The sequence below is a fragment of the Paraneptunicella aestuarii genome, from assembly GCF_019900845.1.
Lineage (GTDB): Bacteria > Pseudomonadota > Gammaproteobacteria > Enterobacterales > Alteromonadaceae > Paraneptunicella > Paraneptunicella aestuarii.
In genome coordinates this window covers 1,728,349-1,741,935 of record NZ_CP074570.1, presented here as the reverse complement: position 1 = coordinate 1,741,935, position 13,587 = coordinate 1,728,349, and the positions used below count along the sequence as shown (strand labels likewise).

Here is a 13,587-nt window from a genome sequence, read left to right as displayed (position 1 = left end):
CGTTGTCCGGTATCCATCCAACAGCAATCCACCGAGAGCAATGCATTTGGAAGTCTGACAGCCCCACGCCCTCGTCATTCCGAATTCATTTCGGAATCTCCAATAATGTCAAACAGATACTGAGACAAGCTCAGTATGACGCCGATGTTTAATCTCCGCGAAAACTGGATGGCGCATCACGTGCGCCATGACCAACAGAAACGCACTCCCGTGAGAGCGCGACCTCATCTCATCGATTGCTTTTTCCAACGGAAGGGTTTCAATCCACTCTCAAAACTGCCGTCATACCGGAAGCGCGAAGCGTTATCCGGTATCCATCCAACAGCAATCCACCGAGAGCAATGCATGTGGAAGTCTGACAGCCCCACGCCCTCGTCATTCCGAATTCATTTCGGAATCTCCAATAATGTCAAACAGATACTGAGACAAGCTCAGTATGACGCCGATGTTTAATCTCCGCGAAAACTGGATGGCGCATCACGTGCGCCATGACCAACAGAAACGCACTCCCGTGAGAGCGCGACCTCATCTCATCGATTGCTTTTTCCAACGGAAGGGTTTCAATCCACTCTCAAAACTGCCGTCATACCGGAAGCGCGAAGCGTTATCCGGTATCCATCCAACAGCAATCCACCGAGAGCAATGCATGTGGAAGTCTGACAGCCCCACGCCCTCGTCATTCCGAATTCATTTCGGAATCTCCAATAATGTCAAACAGATACTGAGACAAGCTCAGTATGACGCCGATGTTTAATCTCCGCGAAAACTGGATGGCGCATCACGTGCGCCATGACCAACAGAAACGCGCTCCCGTGAGAGCGCGACTAATGTTGTCATTCACCGTTCCTTGTAGAATTTGTTTCAATCCACGCGCTCCCGTGAGAGCGCGACCCGGGCAAAAGTCCACGAGTGACAGGTGATTATGTTTCAATCCACGCGCTCCCGTGAGAGCGCGACCAATAAAATGCGCTCAGTACCAACCATCATCAAGGTTTCAATCCACGCGCTCCCGTGAGAGCGCGACATGCATCAATCAAAACGCCTTCCCAAGATGTCAGTTTCAATCCACGCGCTCCCGTGAGAGCGCGACTCTGCCTCTCGGTTATCTATCCACCATTTTGCAGTTTCAATCCACGCGCTCCCGTGAGAGCGCGACGCTATCACAAAAATCATTACGCCGGGAGGCGCTGTTTCAATCCACGCGCTCCCGTGAGAGCGCGACCAGGATCACCAGGGGTGGTGAAAGAGTTGCATATGTTTCAATCCACGCGCTCCCGTGAGAGCGCGACAATGTGCCTATATTTAGGCACAATTATAAACATTGTTTCAATCCACGCGCTCCCGTGAGAGCGCGACAATACAAACCAAACGTAATCGCCGACACGAATAGTTTCAATCCACGCGCTCCCGTGAGAGCGCGACTTTTTTAGGTGCCTATGTATCAATACAGGCGGGTGTTTCAATCCACGCGCTCCCGTGAGAGCGCGACGTACAATGCAAGCATCCCTGCGCTAACCAGTGCGTTTCAATCCACGCGCTCCCGTGAGAGCGCGACGTGCTGCCGCAAACTTGAGTACAAAGTTTCGTGTGTTTCAATCCACGCGCTCCCGTGAGAGCGCGACGTGGATGCTAACGTCAAACAAGACAAGCCCTTTGTTTCAATCCACGCGCTCCCGTGAGAGCGCGACTTGGATTTGTACAGCAATTTACAGTGCAGCCGCGTGTTTCAATCCACGCGCTCCCGTGAGAGCGCGACTGATACGCCACAGCAAACACTTGATAGTTCTATGTTTCAATCCACGCGCTCCCGTGAGAGCGCGACCCAGCAGAATATCGATCAACTGTTGCAGCATCTGTTTCAATCCACGCGCTCCCGTGAGAGCGCGACCCCATAACATTCGCCCCCGGATACCCCGGTTTCGTTTCAATCCACGCGCTCCCGTGAGAGCGCGACGGTTTAAAAAAAAGAAACTCGTTCGAGGCGTGACGTTTCAATCCACGCGCTCCCGTGAGAGCGCGACGCAAGAATTACGAGTACGAACTGATGACAAATTTGGTTTCAATCCACGCGCTCCCGTGAGAGCGCGACATTACCCAATTGTACACAATAAGTTAACTTAAGTGTTTCAATCCACGCGCTCCCGTGAGAGCGCGACTTACCACTTGATTAACGGTTGCATCGGCTTCAACCGTTTCAATCCACGCGCTCCCGTGAGAGCGCGACTCGCAAGGTTGCCACCAATATGGATTTGAACCTCGTTTCAATCCACGCGCTCCCGTGAGAGCGCGACACCCCAAACATTCCGGCTGTACACCACAATAGGGTTTCAATCCACGCGCTCCCGTGAGAGCGCGACATTAAATTCCCGTTGATAACTACTCTCGGCAAGGTTTCAATCCACGCGCTCCCGTGAGAGCGCGACGCAGCATCATTTCAGATGGCACGCACAGTAGCGGTTTCAATCCACGCGCTCCCGTGAGAGCGCGACACGGGAGATATACAAACAAAACACAGGAGCTTTTGTTTCAATCCACGCGCTCCCGTGAGAGCGCGACTGCACAAGCACTTTTGCGTACTCTGTCCATGACGGTTTCAATCCACGCGCTCCCGTGAGAGCGCGACGTAAAGCAGTATATAGAGCTGCGATTAACTTTGAGTTTCAATCCACGCGCTCCCGTGAGAGCGCGACAATATTACCGTGATGGAGCTTTCGCATTGATAGTGTTTCAATCCACGCGCTCCCGTGAGAGCGCGATTTCAAAGGTTTTCGGCTCTCCGGCTGTTCATGTGTTTCAATCCACGCGCTCCCGTGAGAGCGCGACAATAACAACCATCATCACGTATTTTATAATTCGTGTTTCAATCCACGCGCTCCCGTGAGAGCGCGACCCGAACTTGGCGTGACGATACTCTAACCAGGTTGTGTTTCAATCCACGCGCTCCCGTGAGAGCGCGACAGCCACTTCTGTAACCCAAGTCACAGAAGGGCTAAATCGGGTATTTCCGCTAACCTCTGCAAAAATGCCCGATGAGAACCATAGATTATTAGGTAAATTTTCTCAATGTCTTATTTTTATTGGCTTGCGGGTTACCGCTAAAGTCCCGGGGTTTTTATGTGTACTTGGGGTTAGCGGAAATAGGCGGCTAAAACACGCTAGGGTTTGGGTTGGTGTAGTGGATATTCACTTGCTCTCCAATGTCGAGTGGAATAGACAAGTTGCCATGACAATATACGGTTTCGGTGGAGTTTTCCAACTGTAATTTATACAGGTGATATGCACCCAAAAAGGTACTTTCGAGAACAATGGCTGTTCTATTTTCCATATCGGCGCTTGCCATACGAGAGTGTTGAGCACCAATTTTAATATCTTCCGGTCTTACTAAAATTTGCACCTGTTGGCCTTGTTGCCATCCTTCGCGCAGATAAGTGGGGAACTCGCCGAATATTGACAATATTTGGCAATCCGAACCTTCTATGGCCTGAACAACACCATTCACAAAGCTGCTGCGCCCAATAAAATTAGCCACGATTTTATTGGCTGGATGGTAGTAAAGGCGCTGTGGGGTGTCCCATTGCTGTAGTTGCCCCTCGCTCAAGATGGCAATACGTTCGGCAAAGGCAAAGGCTTCTTGTTGATCGTGTGTTACCAGCAAGGCGGTAACCTGTTCTTGCTTTAAAATCGCTCTAACCTGTTTCACCAACTGTTGCCTAAGCTCGGTATCGAGGCTGGAAAAAGGTTCATCTAACAACAAAATATCGGGCTTGGGGGCAAGCGCTCTGGCTAGTGCAACTCGCTGTTGTTGCCCACCAGAAAGTTCATGCAGTTGGCGTTTTTCCATGCCTTGCAACGATACCAGTTCCAGCATTTCAGCTACGCGCTGCTGTCGCTCTTGTTTGGGTTGGTTAGATAAACCAAAGGCAATGTTGTCAGCCACATTTAAATGAGGAAATAGCGCCAAATCCTGAAACATCATGGCGATATGGCGCTGTTCAGGCGGCAAGTTTTCCGATGAGCTGGCTACTTGTTTGCCTCGAATTTCAATATGCCCGGTAGATAAGGTATTGAACCCGGAAATGGCTCTAAGAATAGAGGTTTTGCCAGAACCCGACGCGCCCAGCAAGCAACCTAACTCGCCGGTTTGCATATGCAAGCTGACACCTTGCACTATGTTCGTGTCACCAAATTGAATACCTATGTTATGCAGTTCCAGCATTAACCTACCTTCTGTTTATCAATTCCCCAAGCCAGTAAAATGACCGGAATGAGCCCCATAATAACAATGCTCATGGCTGGCAAAGCGGCATCTGCCAAGCGCTCGTCTGATGCGAGTTCATAAGTTCTAACCGCCAGTGTATTAAAGTTGAAGGGGCGCAAAATCAACGTTGCTGGCAACTCTTTCATTACATCCACAAACACCAGTAATAAGGCCGACAGTACACTACTTCCTAACAAAGGCACATGCACGCGTTTTAGCACTTGTCCGGGTGAATTGCCCATATTGCGTGCGGCTTCGTCCATGCTGGGTTTAATGCGTTCTAAACCTGCATCGATATTGTGTTTGGCGACGGTCAGGAATCGTACTGTATAAGCAAAAATCAACACAAATAACGTACCTGAAAAAATAAGCCCGGGTTCATAATTAAAGGCCACCAGCAGCCAGCCATTCAGGCTTTTATCGAACCAGGCAAAGGGGATCATCACACCAATAGCGATTACAGTTCCGGGAATAGCGTATCCCATGCCCGCAAGCTGAGTGCTGGTTGTCATCCAACGGTTGGGGTTTAGGCGCTTACCGTAAGAAACAAACAAGGCACAGAACACGACAACAAGCGCTGCAACCGCAGCCAGTACAAAGCTGTTCTTTAGCAATTGCAGAAAATCGGCATTGAGCATGTAAGACCAGGTTAGCCATGACCACTGAATTAATTGCAAAACCGGGATTAAAAAACCTAACAGGAAAGGTGTGGCAACCAGCAACGACATGAGTATGCCCTTTCCGCCAGAAACCTTTTGCGGTTCGAGTTCTGCGCTTTTTTGTCCAGGCTGATAGAAGCGTTGTTTACGTCGGGAATATTGTTCCAATAACAATAACCCCAATACAAACAAGCACAAGCCGCTGGCAAGTTGAGCCGCGGCAAGTGGGCTGTTCATACCAAACCAGACGCGAAAAATACCTGTGGTGAAGGTAGGCACGCCAAAATACTGTACTGTACCGTAATCGGCAAAGGCTTCCATCATGGTCAAAGCTGCCCCAGTTAACAAGGCCGGGCGAGCCATTGGCAAGGCGATTCGAAAAAAGTATTGGCGCTTGTTCAGCCCCATGCTTTTTGCCGCGTAATACAAGCTGGATGATTGCGCTTTAAACGCTGTCATCGCCATTAAATAAACATAAGGAAACAGCACCAGTACCAACATGACAATAGCGCCAAACAAGGATTGCAACTCAGGAAACCAGTATTGACCGTAGCGCAATCCGGACAGGTCTCTTATTAGAGTTTGCACCGGGCCTGAAAAATCCAATATGCCGGTATAGGTGTAGGCGATGATATAACCCGGGATCGCTAAAGGCAGCAGCAAAGCCCACTGAATAATGTTTCTGAAAGGAAAGCGATATCGAACCACACACCAGGCGCATAATGTCCCCAGCAGCAATGTGCCAAGCCCAACGCCAGCAGCAAGAATAATGGAATTGATGACGTAATCAGCTAGTACGGTGTCGAGTAGATGCGACCATATAGACCAATCGGGCTGAGCCCAACTGCCAAACAACACCAGCAATGGCAGCGTAATAAAGGATGCCAACGCCACTATACCGGTGTTCCAGCGATCCAGTGGCATTGAGTTAATAGACATAACAAATTAACAAGTGTGATTTACTGACCGCTTATTTCCAACCTGCGCGATCCATGACGCGAACAGCTTCACCATTCAACTCGCCCACTTTGAACAGTTCAATGTTCTCAGCTTTAAATTGCCCAAAGCTTTTCAATACATCGCTCCACTCCACGCCTTCCACAACCGGGTACTCATGGTTGGTTTGCGCGTACCATTGTTGCGCTTCAGGCGTCACCATAAAGGCCATTAACTTTTGAGCTTCAGCTTGGTTAGGAGCATGCTTGGTAATGGCTGCGCCAGAAATGTTGATATGTGTGCCACGATCATTTTGATTTGGCCAAAACACTTTAACCTGCTGGGCAATAGCACGATTGCTCTCATCGGTATCGGTTAACATGCCAGCTAGATAATAGGTATTGGCAATAGCCAGGTCACATACGCCAGCAACAGCGGCTTTAATTTGGTCTCGGTCTCCACCTTTGGGTGGACGAGCAAAATTAGCAACAAAGTCTTGTGCCCAGGTTAATACGTCATTTTCAGACTTTTGCACCAACATAGCGGCTGTCATGGATTGGTTGTAAATATTGCTGGAAGAACGAATACAAATTCTGCCACGCCATTTTTCGCTTGCCAGATCTTCCATTGTGCTTAATTCGCTTATTTTCACTCGCTCAGGTACGTACATAATCGGGCGTGCGCGCAAGGTTAAGGCATACCATTGATCGTCGGCATCGCGCAGGGCTTTTGGCACGGCTTTGTGCATTGCCTCTGAGGTGTATGGCTGTAGCAAGCCTTGAGATTTGGCGCGGTGTAAACGGCCAACATCAGTGGTAACCAAAATGTCTGCCGGGCTATGTTTACCTTCCGATTCCAAGCGGGAGATCAAGGCATCAGCTTTGCCCGTAATCAGGTTCACCTTGATATTGGTTTGCTCGCTAAATTTGTCGAGTATCGGCTTGATTAACGCTTCATTACGCGCCGAATACACATTGACTTCTTCTGCCGATGCTAAAGATGGAAGCATGGTAGAAGCCAACACTGAACAAGTAGCGAAAAGAAAACCTAAATGTTTGGAGATAGACATGACTATTATTTCCTTCACAGACAAACCAACCGCGATATTGGGATGATTAATAAATATCAATAAACCTGACAGGCTTTTCGCCGCGGATACTAACGAAATTGAGAATTATTCTCAATAAAATTTACTGTAAAGAATGAATAATCCGTGGTGGCTTTTGTTTGCCATACCGCAGGGCTGTGGATTGCTGATGAATGGATACCGGACAACGCTTCGCGTTTCCGGTATGGCGGCGTTGTAGTATTTGTGGTTTGCGGTACTTTTGAGCGTGGATTGAAAGCAAATCCGGACGCTCAGGTGTACCCATAAACTATGCCATTTTTTACAAGAGCACTTTGTCCGTTGTCATGGTGCACTTGATGCGCCATCCAGTATTTCGCGAGCGTATATAATATCGACGTCACACTGAACTCACCTAACTCACCTTGGTATCTGATTGATATTATTGAAGATTCCGAAATAAATTCGGAATGACGAGGAATTCGGGAGCGGAATGACGAGGAATTCGGGAGCGGAATGACGAGGAAGTCGGGAGCGGAATGACGAGGAGATCGGGAACGGCATGGCGAGGAAGTGGGGAGCGGAATGACAATGGAATGAAGCAACTCGTATTCTGAATAACACATCTCATCGACGTGAATTTATGAAATATTCAGTACAACGTTAACCCGGGTTCCGTTTTCAGAATATGAATACTCACTCGCTAGCCCTTGCACTAGTTCAATTCCTCGTCCATACCCCAAATCTGAGTCCCTATTGGATTTCACATCACTTAAATCAAACCCTTCGCCGGAATCTTTTAGCTCCAACAAAAATCTTGGAGGTGAAGGTTCATATCGAATGGAAATTTGCACAGAACCTTCCTGCAACTCATCCAGGCGTATACTACGCTCTTCAAAATACTGCATAAAACCCTCGGGAGTTCCTTTAATTGAAGAATCTAACCGCAAAATGCCATGATCAAGTGCATTGTTGTATAACTCACTCAATACAGTAAATAAACTGGAACGAATACCATTAAAAGCGGCAGTACCGGAAACTATTTCAATCACTTCACTCACTGGCTCGGATTGGCGCATATAGTGAGCATCCAAATCAAACTTCAACTCAAATGGGAGATCGGGTGCTTTATGTAGTTTCTTAGGCAACCCTAATGTTTGACACAGATAGCTCACAATAGTGACATCGTCGGCCTGCTCCAATTCACCACTAAACTCGTCTGCCTTTCTTGAAACTTCTTCAACAGTAATATTCGGGTTCTCCAGTAACCATTTTTCAATCCCCTCTTCGCCTAACATGTTGCCATCTGCATCATGTACTTCAACGACACCATCAGTAAAACCTACGAGTCGATCACCATATTCGGCATCATAACGTTCTGTTAGAGATTCGAAATCGTGAGGCTCCAAAATCCCCAGCGCCATATGCATGGACTCAAAGCGTTTTTTCACATTACCTTTAGAGTCAATGAGAATCAGGTGAGGTAAGCCTCCATTCCAGATATCCAGCATTTTTCCATTCTCGGATACCTCGATAATCGCCGCAGCACAAAACATGTCTCCGGGCAAAAAGTCCAACAATGTCTTATTAAACGTGGCAGCCATTTCAGAGACGGTGATCCCTTTCTGCGCCACAGCCTGAAATGCCCTCGCAATAGGAATAGCCCCTATAGCAGAGGCAAGTCCATGACCGGTAAAATCGCCCAACAGCATAAACAAACCGCCATTGGGGCTTTGCTCTATCAGGAACAAATCCCCATTGAAGTTTGATGCGGGTGCAATTTGGTAGTCCACCAGTTTTGTCAGCTTATTGCTTAAAGTAAGCACATTAGAAAAAATATGCTCAACAATGGCGTGCTCGCGTGCAATGTTGTTGTTGTGGTAGGTGAGTTCCAGATTTTGCTGATAAATATCCAAACTCAACTGCCGGGTTCTGGCATGTGCTTTTATTTTGGCCGACAAAATCACACGATTGAAGGGTTTAGATACAAAATCATCCCCCCCGGCCTCCAAGCAGTTCGCCAAGCTTTCCTCGTCATCCAACGAAGTAATGAAGATAATTGGCAAATGTTGCGTAGCCTGTTTTTTCATACGACGCGCCACTTCCAAGCCGTTTAGGTCAGGCATGACAACATCAAGCAGGATCAGGTCGGGATCGACCTGTTCAAAAATTTTGAGCGCTTCCAGCCCGCCTCCAGCTTCATACAACTCCGTATATCCATCTTCTTCAAGAATATGACGCAGTAAGAATCGATTTATAGATTCATCATCAACAATCAGAATTCGCATAAGGCTATTCTCTTGTTATAACTGGAGACAGGTAAGATTTAACTAATTTCGAATTTCTTGTCAAAACGCGATATTTGCAAAATTTTTGCAACCTTGGGGCAGGCGTTAACAATACTGAAACGCCCAACCCTTTCTTGTAACGACTTTTGCATATTTAGCAGCATCCCCAGAGCCGAACTATCCATATACTCTGTATTCGCCAAATCAATGACGACTTCTTTTATACCGCTAACATCATTGGTGTATGCGTCCCTAAACTCTTGAACCATCCCAAAGTCAAATTTTTCATCCAATACAATCGTTAACTCTTTACCATCTTCAGAAAAATGCCTTTCTAGTCCCATCGCAAAGCCCTTAGTTTGTTGAGTTTTTCAAATAGCCATCACCGCACTTTATCAACTATACCATCGACGACACACTACAGATAAATGGTACGGTGTTTTTTACATTAAGAATCATATGTTAATGTAGCAGAGCATAGGCATATTGACATTTTTTTCATAAAATCCTCTGTAATGTTTGTAAACTAAATACATTGAGCCCAAAGAATGCAGAATAACCCTTTGGTATACAGTACAGAATCAGGGAGAATCCGTACTGAAACAGACTCTCCGAGTAAAAATAAGAATCTTGATGGTATTATCAGGATCCGCCGAGAAACAAAAGGCAGAAAAGGTAAAGGAGTAACGACCATAACCGGGTTTGATCTGTCTGACGACGAATTAAAACTACTCGCGAAGGATTTAAAAAAATTATGCGGCACTGGCGGTGCCATCAAAGGAGACGTAATTGAAATTCAGGGAGACAATCGCGAAAAAATCAAATCAACGCTGGAACAGCGTGGATTTCAAGTTAAATTAGCTGGGGGATAGCCCCCGCACTGGTTGGAATATCTATGGAAACAGTTACTCTTTCAGACCTTAATATCCTGTTAGTCGAGCCTTCCGACACGCAACGTAAAATCATTAGCACTCTGTTGCTGAAAGAAAATGTGGGTGAAATTGATGTGGTATCCAATGTTGCTGACGCAAAAACCGCGCTAAGAAGCCATGGGGCTGATTTGGTGGTAAGTGCCATGTACTTTGAAGACGGTACAGGACTTGATCTATTACAGCACATCAAAAATGATCCTGAGATGTCTTCTACACCTTTCATGTTGGTTTCCAGCGAAACCAAAGTATCCAAACTGGAAGAATTCAAACAGGCCGGTATTGCTGCCATTTTGCCCAAACCTTTTCAACCAGTGCATTTACAGCGCGCTCTGAAAGCCTCTCTCGACCTGATTAACGAAGAAGAAGTCGAGCTGGAATTGTTCGACATTAAAGAAGTGCGCGTATTGGTTGTTGATGACAGCAAGCTGGCTCGTAATCATATTCGCCGCGTATTGGAAAATATGGGGCTAACCAAAATTCAGGAAGCAGAAAATGGTGCTGCCGCCTTAACCCTGCTGAAAGATCAACCTTTTGAGTTGGTCGTAACCGACTACAATATGCCTGAAATGGATGGTCGCGAGTTATCAGAATATATTCGTTTTACGCCTGCTACCGCGCATATTCCTATTATTATGGTTACCTCGGAAGCGGCTAATAGCGCGACCATGAGCAACATTCAGCAAACCGGGGTCAATGCCTTGTGTGACAAACCTTTTGAGCCTCAGGAAGTGCGCAGAATGCTAACAGCACTGCTGAGTGACTAAACTCTCAATTCCCTTTTAGAGAAGGAGCAGAACTTACTGCTCCTTTTATTATTCCCTTTAAAGGCTCTCTAATTCTCGCCAACATGTTGCCAGATAAAGCAAATTCCTTTAGTTTGGCGAATTTGGTCATTTCCTTCTCTCAGGATTTTTCATGTCAAAAAGCAAGATCGTAAAACGCTTGGCTATTGGTACAGTCGCAGTCGGGGTGATAGCCGTCAGTACAGGTTATTTTTGGTTATCACAAAGTAAACCCATGCTGGAAGGCAGCTTGGCGCTTCCAGGCTTATCAGCCACAGTCACAGTGCAACGAGACGCCAACGGCATTCCCACCATTACCGCTCAAAGCCGAATAGATTTAGCCAGAGCAACAGGTTTTATTCACGGCCAGGAACGTTTTTATCAAATGGATCTGTTGCGCCGCAATTCAGCGGGTGAGTTGTCAGAGCTGTTTGGCGATGCCGCCCTCTCCTACGACAAAAAAATCCGTACACACCGATTTAGAATGCGCGCCCAACGAGGCGTACAACGAATGCCAGCAGAACATTTGGCGATATTTCAAGCGTATACCGAAGGCGTTAACGCAGGTTTAAACCAGCTATCATCCGCGCCGATGGAATATGGCCTGTTAGGAAAGTCACCCGTTCAATGGAAAGACGAAGATTCACTGCTAGCCGTTTACAGCATGTATTTGGATTTACAGGAACATGATGGCAGAACAGAACGTTCCTTGACCTTAATGAGAGATGCACTACCCGAAGACCTGTTTGCCTTCGTTCATCCCAAAGGTGGACAATGGGATGCCCCCATTGATGGTTCGGTAGGCGAAGCTTCTCCTATACCACAAAATACCTGGCCAACACTTGAACAAAGCACTGAGCTGGCAGCCATTTCTCATGAAAAAACATCACAAGAAACAGCCTATCAAGACATGCAGCCAGAAGACCTCAGCCCGGGCAGTAACAACTGGGCGATATCTGGAGCTTTAACCCAATACACCAGCGGTATGCTGGCTGATGATATGCATTTGGGTATTCGTGTTCCGAACATCTGGTTTCGCGCCCATATGAAATGGCAGGAGAATGGTGAACCACATCAGGTTGTAGGTTTAACCCTGCCCGGCGCACCAACCTTGGTTGTTGGAAGTAATACCAAAGTTGCTTGGGGCTTCACCAATAGTTATGGCGACTGGAGCGATGTCATTCGCTTAACCGTGAATGACAAAGGCGATAAATACCTGACTCCTGAAGGCTTCAAAGCCTTTGATTTAGCCAATGAGACGATTCAGGTAGCCAAAAAACAACCCGAGCAATATGAAATTAAAGAGACCATTTGGGGGCCGGTTATTGGCGAAGATGGTGATGGTAATCTGCTGGCTTATCGCTGGACAGCCCATGATGAGATTGCCACCAATCTGAACTTTTTAAACATGGAAAAAGCAAGCTCGGTGGAAGAAGCTTTAAGTATTGGCCCGACTCTGGGAATGCCCAATCAGAATCTGGTTACTGCAGACAAAGACGGCAACATTGGCTGGATTATCACCAGTATCATTCCGGTTCGTTACGGATTTGATGGTAGCTATATCAGCGATTGGAGCGATGGTACTCAAGGTTGGTCGGGTTACTTGCCACACGATCAATACCCAAAAGTGTATAACCCGGCACAGCAACGTATCTGGACAGCCAATTCTCGCGTTGTGGGTGGCGAGATGTTCGACAAAATCGGCAATGGCGGCTATGCATTGGGCGCAAGAGCGAAGCAAATTCGCGATGACCTGTTCGCCAAGGAACAATTCTCGGAACAGGATCTGCTGGATATTCAGTTAGATGATCGTGCTGTCTTCCTGACACGCTGGCATAAACTCTTACTGGAACAGGTCGTACCGAGCTCTAATCATCCAGATCAGGCAGCACTAACGAAAGCGTTACAAAACTGGTCGGCGCGCGCCAGCGAAGAAGATCAGGGTTATCTGCTTGTTCGTCAGTTCCGCTTGAAAGTACGTAATCTGTTGTTTGCTGATTTAGTCAGCCAGCTTTCCAGCATGGATAAACACTTTAACTTCAATTCAGTGCGTAAATACGTTGAGGAACCGATGTGGGCGATGATTACTGAACAGCCCGAGCACTTGCTTCCCACTCGCTATACCTCTTGGGACAAATTGCTGGTGCAAGCATTAAACGAATCTCTGGATGAATTGAACAAAGACTTTGGTGACTGGAAAACCCTAACCTGGGGTGAGTTCAATGCCGTAGCCATTAAGCACCCAATGAGCCCTTACGTGCCGTTTCTGGGGTTGTTAACCGACATGCCTCATGAGCCACAAGCAGGCGATACATTGATGCCCAGAGTGGGAGGACGTGACTTTGGCGCATCGCAACGCATTGTTGTCGCTCCTGGGCATGAAGACAAAGGGATCTTGCATATGCCATCAAGTCAGGCCGCGCATCCTTTATTGCCTTATTTTGGTAAAGGACACGAAGAGTGGTTAAAAGGCAGAGCCACACCTTTATTACCGGGTGAAACTCGCTACGAATTAACATTAATGCCAAATTAGGCCGGTATTGATGTTGACAGAACGCAGCTCAAGCTTTACTTTCGGGATATGAAAACTGTAAGCGCGATTTTTCTCATTTTTAGTCCATCCTGATGCGGGAGGCTAGCGCTTGAGCGAAAGTTACGAAACCTCC

The 13,587-nt window shown here is 47.1% G+C and carries 9 protein-coding genes and 1 CRISPR repeat array; of the genes, 4 read left to right on the top strand and 5 right to left on the bottom strand.

What is annotated here, in order from left to right; translation table 11 throughout:
• Window positions 1-858: 858 nt before the first annotated feature.
• A CRISPR array of direct repeats spans window positions 859-2,958; the repeat unit is 33 nt; unit sequence GTTTCAATCCACGCGCTCCCGTGAGAGCGCGAC.
• Window positions 2,959-3,145: 187 nt separating this feature from the next.
• Genes KIH87_RS07240 through KIH87_RS07230 form a run of 3 tightly spaced genes read right to left on the bottom strand, consistent with a single transcriptional unit; the run spans window position 3,146 to window position 6,862 of the window.
• Window positions 3,146-4,216: an ABC transporter ATP-binding protein gene (locus tag KIH87_RS07240; protein WP_232360861.1), complete on the bottom strand. Its 1,071-nt coding sequence runs from the start codon at window positions 4,214-4,216 to the stop codon at window positions 3,146-3,148.
• Window positions 4,216-5,856, bottom strand: a complete 1,641-nt coding sequence (locus KIH87_RS07235) for an ABC transporter permease (protein ID WP_332460733.1) — start codon at window positions 5,854-5,856, stop codon at window positions 4,216-4,218. Before KIH87_RS07235 ends, KIH87_RS07240 begins: the two co-directional genes overlap by 1 nt.
• Before the next feature lie 31 nt (window positions 5,857-5,887).
• Window positions 5,888-6,862 (bottom strand): Fe(3+) ABC transporter substrate-binding protein, encoded by a 975-nt coding sequence (locus KIH87_RS07230; RefSeq protein WP_232361444.1) that lies wholly within the window; start codon window positions 6,860-6,862, stop codon window positions 5,888-5,890.
• 207 nt (window positions 6,863-7,069) lie between these two features.
• Between KIH87_RS07230 and KIH87_RS07225 the strand changes: the two genes are divergently transcribed.
• Window positions 7,070-7,228, top strand: coding sequence for a hypothetical protein (locus tag KIH87_RS07225; RefSeq protein ID WP_232360860.1), 159 nt, complete (start codon window positions 7,070-7,072; stop codon window positions 7,226-7,228).
• A 332-nt stretch (window positions 7,229-7,560) separates the two neighbouring features.
• On the opposite strand, the gene KIH87_RS07220 is transcribed toward KIH87_RS07225, so the two are convergent.
• Both KIH87_RS07220 and KIH87_RS07215 read right to left on the bottom strand, forming a co-directional pair.
• The gene (locus KIH87_RS07220) at window positions 7,561-9,207 is read right to left on the bottom strand and encodes an ATP-binding SpoIIE family protein phosphatase (protein ID WP_232360859.1); all 1,647 of its coding nucleotides are present in this window, start codon (window positions 9,205-9,207) and stop codon (window positions 7,561-7,563) included.
• A gap of 38 nt (window positions 9,208-9,245) precedes the next feature.
• Window positions 9,246-9,551 carry an STAS domain-containing protein gene (locus KIH87_RS07215; RefSeq protein ID WP_232360858.1) on the bottom strand — a complete coding sequence of 102 codons (306 nt, stop codon included), beginning with the start codon at window positions 9,549-9,551 and terminating at the stop codon, window positions 9,246-9,248.
• Window positions 9,552-9,755: 204 nt separating this feature from the next.
• Here KIH87_RS07215 and yciH point away from each other — a divergent pair, with 204 nt between their 5' ends.
• The 3 genes from yciH (at window position 9,756) to KIH87_RS07200 (ending at window position 13,454) form a co-directional block, all read left to right on the top strand.
• Entirely contained in the window at window positions 9,756-10,079 is a 324-nt protein-coding gene (gene yciH / locus KIH87_RS07210; RefSeq protein WP_232360857.1) for a stress response translation initiation inhibitor YciH, read from the top strand.
• Between the two features lie 23 nt (window positions 10,080-10,102).
• Window positions 10,103-10,903 carry a response regulator gene (locus tag KIH87_RS07205; protein WP_232360856.1) on the top strand — a complete coding sequence of 267 codons (801 nt, stop codon included), beginning with the start codon at window positions 10,103-10,105 and terminating at the stop codon, window positions 10,901-10,903.
• A gap of 151 nt (window positions 10,904-11,054) precedes the next feature.
• Window positions 11,055-13,454 carry a penicillin acylase family protein gene (locus tag KIH87_RS07200; RefSeq protein ID WP_232360855.1) on the top strand — a complete coding sequence of 800 codons (2,400 nt, stop codon included), beginning with the start codon at window positions 11,055-11,057 and terminating at the stop codon, window positions 13,452-13,454.
• Window positions 13,455-13,587 lie beyond the last annotated feature (133 nt).

Excerpts from the sequence above, each read along its gene's own strand:
- KIH87_RS07230 (WP_232361444.1), bottom strand. The coding sequence starts at position 6,862 with ATGCTTCCATCTTTAGCATCGGCAGAAGAAGTCAATGTGTATTCGGCG.
- KIH87_RS07215 (WP_232360858.1), bottom strand. The coding sequence starts at position 9,551 with ATGGGACTAGAAAGGCATTTTTCTGAAGATGGTAAAGAGTTAACGATT.
- KIH87_RS07200 (WP_232360855.1), top strand. The coding sequence starts at position 11,055 with ATGTCAAAAAGCAAGATCGTAAAACGCTTGGCTATTGGTACAGTCGCA.
- KIH87_RS07240 (WP_232360861.1), bottom strand. The coding sequence starts at position 4,216 with ATGCTGGAACTGCATAACATAGGTATTCAATTTGGTGACACGAACATA.
- KIH87_RS07220 (WP_232360859.1), bottom strand. The coding sequence starts at position 9,207 with ATGCGAATTCTGATTGTTGATGATGAATCTATAAATCGATTCTTACTG.
- yciH (WP_232360857.1), top strand. The coding sequence starts at position 9,756 with ATGCAGAATAACCCTTTGGTATACAGTACAGAATCAGGGAGAATCCGT.
- KIH87_RS07205 (WP_232360856.1), top strand. The coding sequence starts at position 10,103 with ATGGAAACAGTTACTCTTTCAGACCTTAATATCCTGTTAGTCGAGCCT.
- KIH87_RS07235 (WP_332460733.1), bottom strand. The coding sequence starts at position 5,856 with ATGTCTATTAACTCAATGCCACTGGATCGCTGGAACACCGGTATAGTG.